At 68.1% G+C, this 18,061-nt stretch carries 13 protein-coding genes and 1 tRNA gene; 12 read left to right on the plus strand and 2 right to left on the minus strand.

What is annotated here, in order from left to right; all coding sequences use genetic code 11:
- Positions 1-62: 62 nt before the first annotated feature.
- Positions 63-1,118 (plus strand): UDP-N-acetylmuramate dehydrogenase, encoded by a 1,056-nt coding sequence (locus tag ACWGKQ_RS40985; protein ID WP_453297179.1) that lies wholly within the window; start codon positions 63-65, stop codon positions 1,116-1,118.
- Between the two features lie 110 nt (positions 1,119-1,228).
- A complete protein-coding gene (locus ACWGKQ_RS40990) occupies positions 1,229-1,903 on the plus strand; it encodes a hypothetical protein (RefSeq protein WP_453297158.1) in 675 nt (224 codons plus the stop codon).
- On the opposite strand, the gene ACWGKQ_RS40995 is transcribed toward ACWGKQ_RS40990, so the two are convergent.
- Both ACWGKQ_RS40995 and ACWGKQ_RS41000 read right to left on the minus strand, forming a co-directional pair.
- Entirely contained in the window at positions 1,884-2,924 is a 1,041-nt protein-coding gene (locus tag ACWGKQ_RS40995; RefSeq protein ID WP_453297159.1) for an adenosine deaminase, read from the minus strand. The two genes, ACWGKQ_RS40990 and ACWGKQ_RS40995, sit on opposite strands and share 20 nt — an antisense overlap.
- A 186-nt stretch (positions 2,925-3,110) precedes the next feature.
- Entirely contained in the window at positions 3,111-4,337 is a 1,227-nt protein-coding gene (locus tag ACWGKQ_RS41000) for a pyridoxal phosphate-dependent aminotransferase (protein ID WP_453297160.1), read from the minus strand.
- A 261-nt stretch (positions 4,338-4,598) separates the two neighbouring features.
- Between ACWGKQ_RS41000 and ACWGKQ_RS41005 the strand changes: the two genes are divergently transcribed.
- The 10 genes from ACWGKQ_RS41005 to ACWGKQ_RS41050 all read left to right on the plus strand — a co-directional run bounded on the left by ACWGKQ_RS41005 (position 4,599) and on the right by ACWGKQ_RS41050 (position 18,009).
- A tRNA-Trp gene (locus ACWGKQ_RS41005) sits at positions 4,599-4,671 on the plus strand.
- Between the two features lie 109 nt (positions 4,672-4,780).
- Positions 4,781-5,065 carry a preprotein translocase subunit SecE gene (gene secE / locus ACWGKQ_RS41010; RefSeq protein WP_089099479.1) on the plus strand — a complete coding sequence of 95 codons (285 nt, stop codon included), beginning with the start codon at positions 4,781-4,783 and terminating at the stop codon, positions 5,063-5,065.
- Between the two features lie 80 nt (positions 5,066-5,145).
- Positions 5,146-6,012, plus strand: coding sequence for a transcription termination/antitermination protein NusG (nusG, locus tag ACWGKQ_RS41015; RefSeq protein ID WP_453297161.1), 867 nt, complete (start codon positions 5,146-5,148; stop codon positions 6,010-6,012).
- Between the two features lie 237 nt (positions 6,013-6,249).
- Positions 6,250-6,684, plus strand: coding sequence for a 50S ribosomal protein L11 (gene rplK / locus ACWGKQ_RS41020; protein ID WP_037858373.1), 435 nt, complete (start codon positions 6,250-6,252; stop codon positions 6,682-6,684).
- Positions 6,685-6,765: 81 nt separating this feature from the next.
- Positions 6,766-7,491 (plus strand): 50S ribosomal protein L1, encoded by a 726-nt coding sequence (gene rplA, locus ACWGKQ_RS41025; protein ID WP_046731102.1) that lies wholly within the window; start codon positions 6,766-6,768, stop codon positions 7,489-7,491.
- Positions 7,492-7,657: 166 nt separating this feature from the next.
- Entirely contained in the window at positions 7,658-8,587 is a 930-nt protein-coding gene (locus ACWGKQ_RS41030; RefSeq protein ID WP_453297162.1) for a hypothetical protein, read from the plus strand.
- Between the two features lie 345 nt (positions 8,588-8,932).
- A complete protein-coding gene (gene rplJ, locus ACWGKQ_RS41035) occupies positions 8,933-9,463 on the plus strand; it encodes a 50S ribosomal protein L10 (protein WP_009330729.1) in 531 nt (176 codons plus the stop codon).
- A gap of 122 nt (positions 9,464-9,585) precedes the next feature.
- Positions 9,586-9,969, plus strand: a complete 384-nt coding sequence (gene rplL, locus ACWGKQ_RS41040) for a 50S ribosomal protein L7/L12 (protein WP_403434237.1) — start codon at positions 9,586-9,588, stop codon at positions 9,967-9,969.
- 557 nt (positions 9,970-10,526) lie between these two features.
- A complete protein-coding gene (gene rpoB, locus ACWGKQ_RS41045; protein WP_453297163.1) occupies positions 10,527-14,012 on the plus strand; it encodes a DNA-directed RNA polymerase subunit beta in 3,486 nt (1,161 codons plus the stop codon).
- 97 nt (positions 14,013-14,109) lie between these two features.
- Positions 14,110-18,009: a DNA-directed RNA polymerase subunit beta' gene (locus ACWGKQ_RS41050; protein WP_362719895.1), complete on the plus strand. Its 3,900-nt coding sequence runs from the start codon at positions 14,110-14,112 to the stop codon at positions 18,007-18,009.
- Positions 18,010-18,061 lie beyond the last annotated feature (52 nt).

Genomic DNA, 18,061 nt, shown 5'->3' on the forward strand with positions numbered 1-18,061 from the left:
CCCACGCGCGCGTGCGGCTCGTGGCGGCCGGGCTGTCGGTGGCGTCTCGTAGTCTTGGGCGCGTGCAGGAACTCCACGACGCTCCCCTCGCCCCCCTCACCACCTTCCGGCTCGGCGGCCCCGCCACCCGGCTGGTCACCGCGACCACCGACGCCGAGGTGATCGCCGCCGTCCGCGCGGCCGACGACAGCGGGACCCCGCTGCTGGTCATCGGCGGCGGATCGAACCTGGTCATCGGCGACAAGGGCTTCGACGGCACCGCCCTGCGCATCGCCACCACCGGCTTCGAACTGCGCGGCACGACACTGGAGCTGGCCGCCGGCGAGGTGTGGACCGACGCGGTCGCCCGCACCGTCGAGGCCGGCCTCGCGGGCATCGAGTGCCTCGCCGGGATCCCGGGGTCCGCGGGGGCCACGCCCATCCAGAACGTGGGGGCGTACGGGCAGGAGGTCTCCTCGACCGTCACCGAGGTCGTCGCCTACGACCGGCGGACCGGCGAGGCGGTGACGCTGACCAACGTGGAGTGCGCGTTCTCGTACCGGCACAGCCGCTTCAAGGACGACCCCGAGCGGTACGTCGTCCTGCGCGTCCGGTTCGGGCTGGAGGACGCCGGCGGGCTGTCGGCGCCGGTGCGGTACGCGGAGGCCGCGCGGGCGCTCGGGGTGGCGCCGGGGGACCGGGTGCCGCTCGCCGACGCCCGCGAGACCGTGCTCAAGCTGCGCGCCGGGAAGGGGATGGTGCTGGATCCCGAGGACCACGACACCTGGTCGGCGGGATCCTTCTTCACCAACCCGATCCTCACGGACGAGCAGTTCGCCGCCTTCCACGCGCGCGTGCGGGAGCGGCTGGGAGACGCGGCCGAGCCGCCCGCCTACCCGGCGGGGGACGGGCGCACCAAGACCTCGGCGGCCTGGCTGATCGACAAGGCCGGGTTCGCCAAGGGGTACGGCAGCGGGCCGGCCCGGATCTCCACGAAGCACACGCTGGCGCTGACCAACCGGGGCGGCGCCACGACGGAGGACTTGCTGGGGCTGGCACGGGAGGTCGTCGCCGGGGTCCGGGAGGCCTTCGGCGTGACCCTGGTCAACGAACCGGTGACCGTCGGCGTGAGCCTTTAGGGAACGCGAGCCTCCGGAGAACGCGAGCATCCCCAGAAACTTGGGCCTCCGGAATCTCCGTTGCCGAGGACCCCGCCCGCCCGCGACCCTGGTGCCATGAGGCATCCCGCATGCGGCTGAGGCTGCGCGAGTTCCGGCCCCGCACGGGCCCCCACGAACACCGGATCGTCCAGCCCTGGCAGCCGATGCGTCACACCTCACTGCGCGCACCCGCGCCGATCGGCACGCTCACCGGCGACCACGACGGGCTCAACCGGCTTGCCGGACTGCTCTCGTTCGCCGCCCACTCACGGCACACGATCGTCCATGTGCCGCTGCGCGACGGGGTGCCGCCCGACCAGGGGCAGGGACCCCTCGTCGACCTCGTCCTGGTCCATCACTCGCTCGGGCTGCGCGCCTCCCAGTGGCCCGGGCTGCGCCGGCGACTGCGCCAGGACGGCACGCCGCTCACCGTCCGCACCGACGAAGCGCGCACCGCGCGGGACGCCGCCGCCTGGCGCGCCCGACAGCAGCACCACGACCGCCGGGACGAGCTGCGGCACACCACCCACGCGGACACCTTCTTCCTCTTCGGCGGCACGCACGTCTTCGCCGAGGCGGCCATGTCCCTGGCCTACGCGGCCGGCTGGGGACCGCGTCAGAAGGGCGTGGCCGACGGGCACGCGTCACTCGTGTCCGGGCTGTACGGGCTCAGACAGCCGCCCGGCGGCGGGCACCCCGTGGAGGTGCTGGTCTGCTTCCAGGCGTACCCGCCCTACGCGCACTTCAGGAGACCGGGCGGGTGAGCCAGGCGTCGATGCCCGTCAGGAGCCCCTCCTTCATGTCCTCCGGCGCCGCCGAGCCGCGCACCGACTGGCGGGCCAGTTCCGCCAGTTCGGCGTCCGTGAAGGCGTGGTGCACGCGCGCGATGTCGTACTGCGCGGCCAGCCGGGAGCCGAACAGGAGCGGGTCGTCGGCGCCCAGGGCCATCGGGACGCCCGCCTCGAAGAGGGTGCGCAGCGGGACGTCCTCGGGCTTCTCGTAGACGCCCAGGGCCACGTTGGAGGCCGGGCACACCTCGCAGGTGATCTCCCGGTCCGCCAGGCGCTTGAGCAGCCTCGGGTCCTCCGCCGCCCGCACGCCGTGCCCGATCCGGGAGGCGTGCAGGTCGTCCAGGCAGTCCCGGACCGACGCCGGGCCGGTCAGCTCGCCGCCGTGCGGGGCCGCCAGCAGGCCGCCCTCGCGGGCGATGTGGAAGGCCCGGTCGAAGTCCCGCGCCATGCCCCGCCGCTCGTCGTTCGACAAACCGAAGCCGACCACACCCCGGTCCGCGTACCGGACGGCGAGCCGGGCCAGCGTGCGCGCGTCCAAGGGGTGCTTCATGCGGTTCGCGGCCACCAGGACGCGCATGCCGAGGCCGGTCTCCCTGGAGGTCGTCTCGACGGCGTCCAGGATGATCTCCAGGGCCGGGATCAGACCTCCGAGGCGCGGGGCGTACGACGTCGGGTCCACCTGGATCTCCAGCCAGCCCGAGCCGTCCTTCAGATCCTCCTCGGCGGCCTCCCTGACCAGCCGCTGGATGTCCTCGGGCTCTCTCAGGCAGGAGCGCGCGGCGTCGTACAGCCGCTGGAAGCGGAACCAGCCCCGTTCGTCGGTGGCCCGCAGTCTCGGTGGTTCGCCGCTGGTCAGGGCGTCGGTCAGCGCCTCGGGGAGGCGTACGCCGTACTTGTCGGCCAGTTCCAGGACGGTTCCCGGCCGCATCGAACCGGTGAAATGCAGATGCAGATGAGCTTTCGGCAGCTCAGAGACATCACGTACGTGCTCCATCCCAGGATCCTGCCGTACGCACCTGTCGTACCGGTAGCGGATTCCCCGTTAGTGGCCTTGCTCGCACACGAGAACGCCCACGGGAACGGACACGGGAACGGACGAGAACGGACACGAGAACGGGCCGCCTTCCCGGAGGGAGGCGGCCCGCACGCGCGCGTGGAGCGCGGTAAGGAGGAAGGGAGGTCAGTCCCTGGCCTCCGCCAGCAGCTTCTGCAGCCGGCTCACGCCCTCGGTGAGGTCCTCGTCACCGAGCGCGTACGACAGGCGCAGGTAGCCGGGCGTACCGAAGGCCTCGCCGGGGACGACCGCGACCTCGGCCTCCTCCAGGATCAGCTCGGCCAGCTCCACCGAGGAGGCCGGGCGCTTGCCGCGGATCTCCTTGCCGAGCAGCGCCTTGACGGACGGGTACGCGTAGAAGGCGCCCTCGGGCTCCGGGCAGAACACGCCGTCGATCTCGTTGAGCATCCGCACGATGGTCTGGCGGCGCCGGTCGAAGGCCTCGCGCATCTTCGCCACGGCCGCCAGGTCGCCGGAGACGGCGGCCAGGGCGGCGACCTGCGCCACGTTGGAGACGTTGGAGGTGGCGTGCGACTGGAGGTTCGTGGCCGCCTTGACGACGTCCTTGGGGCCGATGACCCAGCCCACCCGCCAGCCGGTCATGGCGTACGTCTTCGCCACGCCGTTGACCACGATGCACTTGTCGCGCAGCTCGGGCAGGATCGCCGGCAGCGAGGTGAACTTCGCGTCGCCGTAGACCAGGTGCTCGTAGATCTCGTCCGTGAGGACCCACAGGCCGTGCTCCACGGCCCAGCGGCCGATCGCCTCGGTGTCGGCCTCGCTGTAGACCGCGCCGGTCGGGTTGGACGGGGAGACGAAGAGCACGACCTTCGTCTTCTCGGTGCGGGCCGCCTCCAGCTGCTCCACGGAGACGCGGTAGCCGGTGGTCTCGTCCGCGACGACCTCGACCGGGACACCGCCGGCCAGGCGGATGGACTCCGGGTACGTCGTCCAGTACGGGGCGGGGACGATGACCTCGTCGCCCGGGTCGAGGATCGCGGCGAAGGCCTCGTAGATGGCCTGCTTGCCGCCGTTGGTGACGAGGACCTGGGAGGCGTCGACCTCGTAGCCGGAGTCGCGCAGCGTCTTGGCGGCGATCGCGGCCTTCAGCTCGGGCAGACCGCCGGCCGGGGTGTAGCGGTGGTACTTCGGGTTCTTGCAGGCCTCGATGGCGGCCTCGACGATGTAGTCCGGCGTCGGGAAGTCGGGCTCACCGGCGCCGAAGCCGATCACCGGGCGCCCGGCGGCCTTGAGGGCCTTGGCCTTGGCGTCCACGGCGAGGGTGGCGGACTCGGAGATCGCGCCGACTCGGGCGGAGACCCGGCGCTCGGTGGGAGGGGTTGCAGCGCTCATGGGGCCCATCGTTTCAGACCGGAAACCTGCCCGGCACGCCGGTTTCACAGACTGAACATCCACGGGTCGAACCATGAACAAGCGTGCGGATCCGGCCCCCGGCCAGGACGATCTTCCGTACGGTCCCCCGGGACTGCCACTTTCTGTTCGACGCGGCGCCGCGGACCACGTACACTCTCACCTCGTTGGCCTTCAACAGCCGTGCCTGAGCGGGTGCACACCGAGCACCCGGCCGGATGCGGTACGTTGGGGAGCACACAAAGGGTCGTAGCTCAATTGGTAGAGCACCGGTCTCCAAAACCGGCGGTTGGGGGTTCAAGTCCCTCCGGCCCTGCTACACACACCGCCAGGATGTGTGCGCATGTACGTACAAGTATTGCACCGCCGTGCGGCTCCAGAAACCGGGCGCGGCACGGCCATGACCCGGGACCAGGTGAGGACGAATGACGGACGCCGTGGGCTCCATCGACACGCCTGATGCCGACGAGGTGCAGGAGTCCAAGAAGAAGGGCCGCAAGGGCGGTAAGCGTGCCAAGAAGGGCCCGCTGAAGCGTCTCGGCACCTTCTACCGCCAGATCATCGCGGAACTCCGCAAGGTCGTCTGGCCGACTCGAAACCAGCTGACGTCGTACACCACCGTGGTGATCTTCTTCGTCGCCATCATGATCGCTCTGGTGACCGTGATTGACTATGGACTCAACCACGCGGCCAAGTACGTCTTCGGCTGAGCACAGAGCGAAGGGCGCCGTGGTACCGGCGCCCGTTTTCGCATGTTCCACCCCTATGTATCCAGGAAGAAGCAGCCATCGTGTCTGACCCGAACCTGAACGACGCCGTCGAGGCCGTCGAGCCCGAAGAGGCCGTCGAAGACGAGCTGGACATCGTCGAGGGCGCGGACGAGCAGGACGAGTTCGAGGCTGCCGAGGCCGAACTGGGGGAGCCGGCCGAGGAGACCGCGGTCCACGTCGAGGACGAAGACGAGGACTCCGAAGAGGGCGAAGACGCCGACGAGACCGACGAGGTCGAGGGGGCTGTCGAGGAAGAGCCCGCCGAGCCGGTCGACCCCGTCCAGGCCCTGCGCGAGGAGCTGCGCCTGCTACCCGGCGAGTGGTACGTCATCCACACCTACGCCGGCTACGAGAACCGCGTGAAGACCAACCTGGAGCAGCGCGCCGTCTCGCTGAACGTCGAGGACTACATCTTCCAGGCCGAGGTGCCGCAGGAAGAGGTCGTCCAGATCAAGAACGGCGACCGCAAGACCATCAAGCAGAACAAGCTGCCCGGTTATGTGCTCGTCCGTATGGACCTGACCAACGAGTCGTGGGGCGTCGTCCGCAACACCCCCGGCGTCACCGGCTTCGTCGGCAACGCGTACGACCCGTATCCGCTGACCCTGGACGAGATCGTCAAGATGCTCGCGCCGGAGGCCGAGGAGAAGGCGGCGCGCGAGGCGGCGGAGGCCGAGGGCAAGCCGGTGCCGCAGCGCAAGGTCGAGGTCCAGGTGCTGGACTTCGAGGTGGGCGACTCGGTGACGGTGACCGACGGTCCCTTCGCCACGCTGCAGGCGACGATCAACGAGATCAACCCGGACTCCAAGAAGGTCAAGGGTCTGGTGGAGATCTTCGGGCGTGAGACGCCTGTCGAGCTTTCGTTCGATCAGATTCAGAAGAACTGAGTCGCTGGTCGTTCGACTGCGGGTGCGTGGGGGCTGGTCGCGCCCACGCGGCGGTAGCTGCACATTGCTACAGCCCCGCGCCCCTGGGTAGGTCAGGTCAGGTCGGCCTCAAGCGGGCCACCTGACCTGCTTCGTTTTTGGCCGCGCATCTATACCCGTTATCGTTGTGCGGTATGCCTGCGTTCGGGTTGGTCCCCTCGCGCAGGCAGGACCCGAAATGAAAGGACCCGGAGAGCTATGCCTCCCAAGAAGAAGAAGGTCACGGGGCTCATCAAGCTCCAGATCAACGCCGGTGCGGCGAACCCGGCTCCGCCGGTCGGCCCCGCGCTCGGTCAGCACGGCGTCAACATCATGGAGTTCTGCAAGGCGTACAACGCGGCGACCGAGTCGCAGCGTGGCTGGGTCATCCCGGTGGAGATCACGGTCTACGAGGACCGTTCCTTCACCTTCGTCACCAAGACCCCGCCGGCCGCGAAGATGATCCTCAAGGCCGCTGGTGTCGAGAAGGGCTCCGGCGAGCCGCACAAGACCAAGGTCGCCAAGATCACCGAGGCGCAGGTCCGCGAGATCGCCCAGACCAAGCTTCCCGACCTGAACGCCAACGACCTGGACGCCGCGTCGAAGATCATCGCCGGCACCGCCCGCTCCATGGGCATCACGGTCGAGGGCTGAACCCCACCTTCGTAGAACCACCGTGGTAGGGCCTGCTCGGCCCGTACACCACGACTCCTTCAGAACACACAGGAGCAAGTTGTGAGCAAGCGCAGCAAGGCCCTTCGCGCTGCGGACGAGAAGATCGACCGGGAGAAGCTGTACGCCCCGCTCGAGGCCGTCCGTCTCGCCAAGGAGACCTCCACGACCAAGTTCGACGGCACCGTCGAGGTCGCCTTCCGCCTGGGTGTCGACCCGCGCAAGGCCGACCAGATGGTCCGTGGCACCGTGAACCTCCCGCACGGCACCGGCAAGACCGCCCGGGTCCTGGTCTTCGCGACCGGTGACCGTGCCGAGGCCGCGCGTGCCGCGGGCGCCGACATCGTCGGCGCCGACGAGCTGATCGACGAGGTGGCGAAGGGGCGTCTGGACTTCGACGCCGTCGTCGCCACCCCGGACCTCATGGGCAAGGTCGGCCGCCTCGGCCGCGTCCTCGGCCCCCGTGGTCTGATGCCGAACCCGAAGACCGGCACCGTGACCCCCGACACGGCCAAGGCCGTCACGGAGATCAAGGGCGGCAAGATCGAGTTCCGCGTCGACAAGCACTCGAACCTGCACTTCATCATCGGCAAGACGTCCTTCGAGGACGACAAGCTGGTGGAGAACTACGGCGCCGCTCTGGAGGAGATCCTCCGTCTGAAGCCGTCCGCCGCCAAGGGTCGTTACATCAAGAAGGCCGCCATCAGCACCACGATGGGCCCCGGCATTCCGGTCGACTCGAACCGCACCCGCAACCTCCTCGTCGAGGAGGACCCGGCCGCCGTCTGAGCCCCGCGCTCGCTCCGGTAGCCGCGTCAGGGACGCGACAGCACCAGGACGGGCCCCGCAACCGAAAGGGTTGCGGGGCCCGTCCTGCTGTTTGTGCGACTCTCGGGCGCGTTGTCGGTGCCCTGGGTTAGCGTCGGGGCACGGGACCTTCATGGGGGTGGGCGGGATGAAGAGCAGGCGGGTGCGTCGTACGGCCGTCTCGATCGCGGTGGCGGCCGCGCTGACCGGGGTGGCCGCCTGCAGCTCCGCGGGGGGCACGGGAGGCTCCGGGAGCTCGGGAGGCTCCGGCAAGGAGGACAGGGCCGGCGCCCGTGCCGCGACCCGGGTCAGCCCTGTCGCCGCGCTGCGCTCCGCGGAGAAGTCCACCGACGGCGCCGACTCCGCCCGGGTCCGCTCCACCACGACCATGGGCTCCCTGCTGTCCATGACGACGAACGGCGGCCTCGCCTGGGACGACGGCATATCCGGCACGGTCACCATCACCTACACCGGCGGCAGCACGGCCGAGCTGATGCGCCGGCTCGGTACCACGTCGATGGAGGCCCGCTATCTGCCCGACGCCTACTACGCGAAGATGAGCGACAGGTTCGCCGCGCAGACCGGCGGCAAGCACTGGATCCGGTACGGGTACGGCGACCTGGCCTCCGTCGCCGGCGGCTCGGGCGCACTGCTCAAGGACCAGATGCAGAACACCACGCCCAACAAGTCCGTGCAGATGCTGCTGGCCTCCGGCGACGTGCGCAAGGTCGGCGAGGAGAAGGTCGACGGCCAGGCGACCACCCACTACGCGGGCACGGTGAACGTGGCCGACCTGGCCGGGCGGAGCAGCAGCCTCACGGCGGGCCAGCTGGCCGGCCTGAAGAAGCAGCTCACCCAGGCCGGTGTCAGCACCGAGACCGTCGACATCTGGGTAAATGACCAGGACCTGCTGGTCAAGAAGACCGAGAAGGCCGACACGGCGACCGGCACGATGACCCAGACCGCGCACTACAGCGACTACGGCGTGAAGGTCAGCGCGCAGCGGCCTCCGGCCGGCGACACCGCGGACTTCAAGTCGCTGCTCAAGGCGCAGGGCGCGAGCGGGCTGACGTCCTGAGCCACCCCGGCTGACCTGCCGGGCCACCTGTGCCGATCCCTCCGGGGCGGCCGGTGACCGGGGCCGGCAGGGGCCGATTTGCTTCGCTGTGCACAGGTCCCGTACTCTCCTACAGAAGCCAAAGACCGCTGGTCGTTGCCGCGTGTTCGTAAGAGCGTGCGGCGGCCGAAGGATCCGCTGAACCGCGGACGACCCGCGCAGGTGACTGTGGAAGTGCTCCCGGGGACGCATGCCTAGTGTGTGTGATTTCGGTCGAGCTACGCCCCGTGCGCCTGCGCCGGGGCGTTTCGTTTTCCTCAGCCCCTTCTGAGCGGTCCTCATCACCCGGAAGGAGGCCGACGCTCTATGGCAAGGCCCGACAAGGCTGCCGCGGTAGCCGAGCTGACGGAGCAGTTCCGCAGCTCGAACGCCGCCGTGCTGACCGAGTACCGGGGTCTCACCGTGGCGCAGCTCAAGACGCTGCGCCGCTCGCTCGGTGAGAACGCCCAGTACGCCGTGGTGAAGAACACGCTGACCAAGATTGCGGCCAACGAGGCCGGGATCACGACGCTCGACGACCTGTTCAACGGTCCGACGGCGGTCGCCTTCGTCACCGGTGACCCGGTGGAGTCGGCGAAGGGTCTTCGTGACTTCGCCAAGGACAACCCGAACCTCGTCATCAAGGGCGGTGTCCTTGACGGCAAGGCGCTGTCCGCCGACGAGATCAAGAAGCTTGCGGACCTCGAGTCCCGCGAGGTTCTGCTCGCCAAGCTGGCGGGCGCTCTGAAGGGCAAGCAGACGCAGGCTGCTCAGGTCTTCCAGGCGCTCCCGTCGAAGCTCGTCCGCACCGTGGACGCGCTTCGTGCCAAGCAGGACGAGCAGGGCGGTGCCGAGTAACTCGGCTCGCGAAATGACCGCCGCCTGAGGCAGTCCGCCGACGGCAACGGTCGTAGCGGGCCGAACGTACGCCCGCCAGACATGTACATCACGGCACCAGCCGAATTAGTGGAAGGAAAGCCATCGTGGCTCTCACCCAGGACGAACTGCTCGCCGAGTTCGAGACGATGACCCTGATCCAGCTCTCCGAGTTCGTGAAGGCGTTCGAGGAGAAGTTCGACGTCACCGCCGCCGCCGCGGTTGCCGTCGCGGGCCCGGCCGGTCCGGCCGCCCCGGCCGAGGCCGCTGAGGAGCAGGACGAGTTCGACGTCATCCTCACCGGCGCCGGCGACAAGAAGATCCAGGTCATCAAGGTCGTGCGTGAGCTGACCTCCCTCGGCCTGAAGGAGGCCAAGGACCTCGTGGACGGCGCCCCGAAGCCCGTTCTCGAGAAGGTCGCCAAGGAGGCCGCGGAGAAGGCCGCCGAGTCCCTCAAGGGCGCCGGCGCCTCCGTCGAGGTCAAGTAAGGCCTCTGAGGTCGAGCAGACCTCTGTGCGCTGAAACACGTCCCTCGGGGCTGTAACGCGCGGACCGCGAAGAGCGATCATCCATCCGGGTGGTCGCTCTTCGGCGTTCCTGGAAGGCCGACCACGGTTGCCTTGCACCCGCCCCGGCGGGAGGTATGGTGATCTTCGTCGTGTCACCGGGCGCACCGGGTTTGCGCAGGGGGGCCTTGACGAACCGCACGCAGCGCGCAATTCTCAGGACGCGTCGCCAGAACGGTCCGAATCCGAGGCATGGATCGGCGACGAAGAGGGCAGTATCAACGTGCGTTGAAGGCAGGCATGTGACGCAGGCGTTGACGATGACGAGGGTCTCAGAAAATGGAGACTGGACATCAGTGTGCCAAGTGGCTACACTGACCCTTTGCGCTGCCTGTTAGCTGTCCCCTGCCCGTCACCAGGGGTCTGCCCTCACCCGAACGCCGACGACCGAACCTCCTCTGAACTGGGGTTTCTGTCTCTGTGTCCGGCAAGGGACCGGGGAGCGCGTAGTGAGTCCGAGCCCTCGGAAGGACCCCCTCTTGGCCGCCTCGCGCACTGCCTCGAACGCGAATATGAACAACGGCGCCAGCACCGCCCCGCTGCGCATCTCTTTTGCAAAGATCAAGGAGCCTCTCGAGGTTCCCAACCTGCTCGCGCTGCAGACCGAGAGCTTTGACTGGCTGCTCGGGAACACCGCCTGGCAGAGTCGGGTCGAGGAGGCTCTGGAGTCCGGTCAGGACGTCCCCACCAAGTCCGGTCTGGAGGAGATCTTCGAGGAGATCTCCCCGATCGAGGACTTCTCCGGGTCGATGTCGCTGACGTTCCGCGACCACCGCTTCGAGCCGCCGAAGAACAGCATCGACGAGTGCAAGGAGCGCGACTTCACGTACGCCGCCCCGCTCTTCGTCACGGCCGAGTTCACCAACAACGAGACCGGTGAGATCAAGTCCCAGACGGTCTTCATGGGCGACTTCCCGCTCATGACGAACAAGGGCACCTTCGTCATCAACGGCACCGAGCGTGTCGTGGTGTCGCAGCTGGTCCGTTCGCCCGGTGTCTACTTCGACTCCTCCATCGACAAGACGTCCGACAAGGACATCTTCTCCGCCAAGATCATCCCGTCCCGGGGTGCCTGGCTGGAGATGGAGATCGACAAGCGCGACATGGTCGGTGTCCGTATCGACCGCAAGCGCAAGCAGTCGGTCACCGTGCTGCTCAAGGCGCTCGGCTGGACCACCGAGCAGATCCTCGAGGAGTTCGGCGAGTACGAGTCCATGCGCGCCACCCTGGAGAAGGACCACACCCAGGGCCAGGACGACGCGCTGCTCGACATCTACCGCAAGCTGCGTCCGGGCGAGCCCCCCACGCGTGAGGCCGCGCAGACGCTGCTCGAGAACCTGTACTTCAACCCGAAGCGCTACGACCTCGCCAAGGTCGGCCGCTACAAGGTCAACAAGAAGCTGGGCGCGGACGCTCCGCTGGACGCCGGCATCCTGACCGTCGAGGACGTCATCTCGACGATCAAGTACCTGGTCAAGCTGCACGCCGGCGAGACCGAGACGACCGGTGACAGCGGTGGCACGATCGTCGTCGAGACCGACGACATCGACCACTTCGGCAACCGTCGTCTGCGCAGTGTCGGCGAGCTCATCCAGAACCAGGTCCGCACCGGTCTGGCCCGTATGGAGCGCGTCGTCCGTGAGCGCATGACGACCCAGGACGTCGAGGCGATCACGCCGCAGACCCTGATCAACATCCGGCCGGTCGTCGCCTCCATCAAGGAGTTCTTCGGCACCAGCCAGCTGTCCCAGTTCATGGACCAGAACAACCCGCTGTCGGGTCTCACCCACAAGCGCCGTCTGTCGGCCCTTGGCCCGGGTGGTCTCTCCCGTGAGCGGGCCGGCTTCGAGGTCCGTGACGTGCACCCCTCGCACTACGGCCGTATGTGCCCGATCGAGACGCCCGAAGGCCCGAACATCGGTCTGATCGGCTCGCTCGCCTCCTACGGTCGCGTCAACGCGTTCGGTTTCGTCGAGACCCCGTACCGCAAGGTCGTCGACGGCCAGGTCACCGACGAGGTGGACTACCTGACCGCCGACGAGGAGGACCGCTTCGTCATCGCGCAGGCCAACGCCGGCCTCACCGACGAGCTGCGCTTCTCCGAGGCCCGGGTGCTCGTCCGCCGTCGTGGCGGCGAGGTCGACTACGTCGCCGGTGACGACGTGGACTACATGGACGTCTCGCCGCGCCAGATGGTGTCGGTCGCGACCGCCATGATCCCGTTCCTGGAGCACGACGACGCCAACCGTGCCCTCATGGGCGCGAACATGATGCGGCAGGCCGTGCCGCTCATCAAGAGCGAGTCCCCGCTCGTCGGCACCGGCATGGAGTACCGCTCCGCGGTCGACGCCGGCGACGTGGTCAAGGCCGAGAAGGCCGGTGTGGTCCAGGAGGTCTCCGCCGACTACATCACCACCGCGAACGACGACGGCACGTACATCACGTACCGCCTGGCCAAGTTCGCCCGTTCCAACCAGGGCACCTCGGTCAACCAGAAGGTCATCGTCCTGGAGGGCGACCGGATCATCGAGGGCCAGGTCCTCGCCGACGGTCCCGCCACCCAGAACGGCGAGATGGCCCTGGGCAAGAACCTGCTCGTGGCGTTCATGCCGTGGGAGGGTCACAACTACGAGGACGCGATCATCCTGTCGCAGCGCCTCGTGCAGGACGACGTCCTCTCCTCGATCCACATCGAGGAGCACGAGGTCGACGCCCGTGACACCAAGCTCGGCCCCGAGGAGATCACCCGGGACATCCCGAACGTCTCCGAGGAGGTCCTCGCCGACCTCGACGAGCGCGGCATCATCCGCATCGGCGCCGAGGTCATCGCCGGTGACATCCTGGTCGGCAAGGTCACCCCGAAGGGTGAGACCGAGCTGACGCCGGAGGAGCGCCTGCTGCGCGCGATCTTCGGTGAGAAGGCCCGTGAGGTCCGTGACACCTCGCTGAAGGTGCCGCACGGCGAGACCGGCAAGGTCATCGGTGTGCGCGTCTTCGACCGCGAGGAGGGCGACGAGCTGCCGCCGGGCGTGAACCAGCTGGTCCGCGTCTACGTCGCGCAGAAGCGCAAGATCACCGACGGTGACAAGCTCGCCGGCCGGCACGGCAACAAGGGTGTCATCTCCAAGATCCTGCCGATCGAGGACATGCCGTTCCTGGAGGACGGCACCCCGGTCGACATCATCCTCAACCCGCTCGGTGTCCCGTCCCGAATGAACCCGGGGCAGGTCCTGGAGATCCACCTCGGCTGGCTCGCCAGCCGCGGCTGGGACGTCTCCGGCCTCGCCGACGAGTGGGCCCAGCGTCTCCAGGCCATCGGTGCCGACCAGGTCGCCCCGCGTACCAACGTCGCCACCCCGGTCTTCGACGGTGCCCGCGAGGACGAGCTGGCGGGTCTGCTCCAGCACACCATCCCGAACCGCGACGGCGACCGCCTGGTCCTCCCGTCCGGCAAGGCGCGGCTGTTCGACGGCCGCAGCGGTGAGCCGTTCCCGGACCCGATCTCGGTCGGCTACATGTACATCCTGAAGCTGCACCACCTGGTCGACGACAAGCTGCACGCCCGTTCGACCGGCCCGTACTCGATGATCACCCAGCAGCCGCTGGGTGGTAAGGCGCAGTTCGGTGGCCAGCGCTTCGGCGAGATGGAGGTGTGGGCCCTCGAGGCCTACGGCGCCGCCTACGCGCTCCAGGAGCTGCTCACCATCAAGTCCGACGACGTCACCGGCCGCGTGAAGGTCTACGAGGCCATCGTCAAGGGCGAGAACATCCCCGAGCCCGGCATCCCCGAGTCCTTCAAGGTGCTCATCAAGGAGATGCAGTCGCTCTGCCTGAACGTGGAGGTGCTGTCCAGCGACGGTATGTCCATCGAGATGCGTGACACCGACGAGGACGTCTTCCGCGCTGCGGAGGAGCTCGGCATCGACCTGTCCCGGCGCGAGCCGAGCAGCGTCGAAGAGGTCTGACGGGAGTCCGGCGGGCCCTGAGGAATCAGGGCTCCGCCGACCCCCAGGCCCCCGTTTCAGACCACAGACTTACAACCCTGAGAGGGATTGACGCATAGTGCTCGACGTCAACTTCTTCGACGAGCTCCGGATCGGCCTGGCCACCGCTGACGACATCCGTCAGTGGAGCCACGGCGAGGTCAAGAAGCCCGAGACGATCAACTACCGCACCCTCAAGCCGGAAAAGGACGGGCTCTTCTGCGAGAAGATCTTCGGCCCCACCCGGGACTGGGAGTGCTACTGCGGCAAGTACAAGCGCGTCCGCTTCAAGGGCATCATCTGTGAGCGCTGCGGCGTCGAGGTGACCCGCGCCAAGGTGCGCCGTGAGCGGATGGGCCACATCGAGCTGGCCGCGCCCGTCACGCACATCTGGTACTTCAAGGGTGTCCCGAGCCGGCTGGGCTACCTGCTCGACCTGGCTCCCAAGGACCTCGAGAAGGTCATCTACTTCGCGGCGTACATGATCACGTTCGTCGACGAGGAGCGCCGCACCCGCGACCTGCCCTCCCTGGAGGCGCATGTCTCCGTGGAGCGCCAGCAGGTCGAGAACCGCCGTGACTCCGACCTGGAGGCCCGCGCCAAGAAGCTGGAAAGCGACCTGGCCGAGCTGGAGGCCGAGGGTGCCAAGGCCGACGTGCGCCGCAAGGTGCGCGAGGGTGCCGAGCGCGAGATGAAGCAGCTGCGCGACCGTTCGCAGCGCGAGATCGACCGCCTCGACGAGGTGTGGACCCGTTTCAAGAACCTCAAGGTCCAGGACCTGGAGGGCGACGAGCTCCTCTACCGCGAGCTGCGGGACCGCTTCGGCACGTACTTCGACGGTTCGATGGGTGCCGCGGCGCTGCAGAAGCGCCTGGAGTCCTTCGACCTTGACGAGGAGGCCGAGAAGCTCCGCGAGATCATCCGTACCGGCAAGGGCCAGAAGAAGACCCGTGCGCTGAAGCGGCTCAAGGTCGTGTCTGCGTTCCTGCAGACCTCCAACAGCCCCAAGGGCATGGTCCTCGACTGCGTCCCGGTCATCCCGCCGGACCTCCGCCCGATGGTGCAGCTGGACGGTGGCCGCTTCGCGACCTCCGACCTGAACGACCTGTACCGCCGTGTGATCAACCGGAACAACCGACTGAAGCGCCTTCTCGACCTCGGTGCGCCCGAGATCATCGTGAACAACGAGAAGCGCATGCTCCAGGAGGCCGTCGACGCCCTGTTCGACAACGGTCGTCGTGGTCGTCCGGTCACCGGTCCCGGCAACCGCCCGCTGAAGTCCCTGAGCGACATGCTCAAGGGCAAGCAGGGTCGCTTCCGTCAGAACCTGCTCGGCAAGCGAGTCGACTACTCGGCGCGTTCCGTCATCGTCGTCGGCCCGCAGCTGAAGCTGCACCAGTGCGGTCTGCCCAAGGCCATGGCGCTGGAGCTCTTCAAGCCGTTCGTGATGAAGCGCCTGGTCGACCTGAACCACGCGCAGAACATCAAGTCCGCCAAGCGCATGGTGGAGCGCGGCCGCACCGTCGTGTACGACGTCCTCGAAGAGGTCATCGCCGAGCACCCGGTGCTGCTGAACCGTGCGCCCACCCTGCACCGCCTCGGCATCCAGGCCTTCGAGCCGCAGCTGGTCGAGGGCAAGGCCATCCAGATCCACCCGCTCGTCTGCACCGCGTTCAACGCGGACTTCGACGGTGACCAGATGGCCGTGCACCTGCCGCTGTCCGCGGAGGCGCAGGCCGAGGCCCGCATCCTGATGCTGTCCTCGAACAACATCCTCAAGCCCGCCGACGGCCGTCCGGTGACGATGCCGACCCAGGACATGGTCCTCGGTCTGTTCTTCCTCACCACCGACGGCGAGCTGCGCGACACCAAGGGCGAGGGCCGTGCGTTCGGCTCCACGGCCGAGGCGACCATGGCGTTCGACGCCGGCGAGCTCGCGCTCCAGTCGGCGATCGACATCCGCTTCCCGGTGGGCACCATCCCGCCGCGCGGCTGGACCCCGCCTGCCGTCGAGGAGGGCGAGCCGGAGTACCAGACCGGTGACACCTTCCGGCTGCGCACCACCCTGGGCCGTGCGCTCTTCAACGAGCTGCTGCCCGAGGACTACCCGTTCGTCGACTACTCGGTGGGCAAGAAGCAGCTCGGCGAGATCGTCAACGACCTGGCGGAGCGCTACCCCAAGGTCATCGTGGCGGCGACGCTCGACAACCTGAAGGCGGCCGGCTTCTACTGGGGCACCCGCTCCGGTGTCACCGTGGCCATCTCCGACGTCGTCGTCCCCGAGGCGAAGAAGGCGATCGTCGCGGGCTACGAGGCGCAGGACGAGAAGGTCCAGAAGCAGTACGAGCGCGGTCTGATCACCAAGGAAGAGCGCACGCAGGAGCTCATCGCGATCTGGACCAAGGCGACCAACGAGGTCGCCGAGGCGATGAACGCGAACTTCCCCAAGACGAACCCCATCTTCATGATGGTTGACTCGGGTGCCCGAGGAAACATGATGCAGATGCGGCAGATCGCCGGTATGCGTGGTCTGGTGTCGAACGCGAAGAACGAGACCATCCCGCGTCCGATCAAGGCCTCGTTCCGCGAGGGCCTCTCCGTCCTCGAGTACTTCATCTCCACGCACGGTGCCCGTAAGGGTCTCGCCGACACCGCCCTGCGTACCGCCGACTCGGGTTACCTGACCCGTCGTCTGGTGGACGTCTCGCAGGACGTCATCATCCGCGAGGAGGACTGCGGCACCGAGCGCGGCCTCAAGCTGCACATCGCGGAGGTCGGCGCGGACGGCGTGCTGCGCAAGGCGGAGAACGTCGAGACCAGCGTGTACGCCCGTGCGCTGGCCGAGGACATCGTCGTGGACGGCGTGGTGCTGGCCCCGGCCAACACCGACCTCGGTGACGTCCTCATCGAGGAGCTCGTGGCCCGTGGCGTCTCGGAGGTCAAGACCCGCTCGGTCCTGACCTGTGAGTCCGCCGTCGGCACCTGCGCCATGTGCTACGGCCGTTCGCTGGCCACCGGCAAGCTGGTCGACATCGGTGAGGCGGTCGGCATCATCGCCGCCCAGTCCATCGGTGAGCCCGGTACCCAGCTGACGATGCGTACCTTCCACACCGGTGGTGTGGCCGGTGACGACATCACCCAGGGTCTGCCGCGTGTCGTCGAGCTCTTCGAGGCCCGTACCCCGAAGGGTGTCGCCCCGATCTCCGAGGCCCAGGGCCGCGTGCGGATCGAGGAGACCGAGAAGACCAAGAAGATCGTCATCACGCCGGACGACGGCAGCGACGAGACGGCGTTCCCGATCTCGAAGCGCGCCCGACTCCTGGTCAGCGAGGGCGAGCACGTCGAGGTGGGCCAGAAGCTCACCGTGGGTGCCACCAACCCGCACGACGTGCTGCGCATCCTGGGCCAGCGTGCCGTCCAGGTCCACCTGGTCGGCGAGGTCCAGAAGGTCTACAACTCGCAGGGTGTGTCGATCCACGACAAGCACATCGAGATCATCATCCGGCAGATGCTGCGCCGCGTGACGATCATCGAGTCCGGCGACGCCGAGCTGCTGCCCGGCGAGCTGGTCGAGCGCTCGAAGTTCGAGCACGAGAACCGTCGTGTGGTCCAGGAGGGCGGTCACCCGGCTTCGGGTCGTCCGCAGCTCATGGGTATCACCAAGGCCTCGCTGGCGACGGAGTCCTGGCTGTCGGCCGCCTCCTTCCAGGAGACGACCCGAGTCCTGACGGACGCGGCGATCAACGCCAAGTCCGACAGCCTCATCGGCCTCAAGGAGAACGTCATCATCGGTAAGCTCATCCCGGCCGGTACGGGTCTGTCCCGCTACCGCAACATCCGGGTCGAGCCGACCGAGGAAGCGAAGGCCGCGATGTACTCGGCCGTCGGCTACGACGACATCGACTACTCGCCGTTCGGCACCGGCTCCGGCCAGGCCGTTCCGCTGGAGGACTACGACTACGGTCCGTACAACCAGTAGTAGTGGGTTCTGAAGGGCGGTCACCCCGGCACGGGGTGGCCGCCCTTCGGCC

The sequence above is a fragment of the Streptomyces sp. NPDC054770 genome (genome assembly GCF_053611985.1).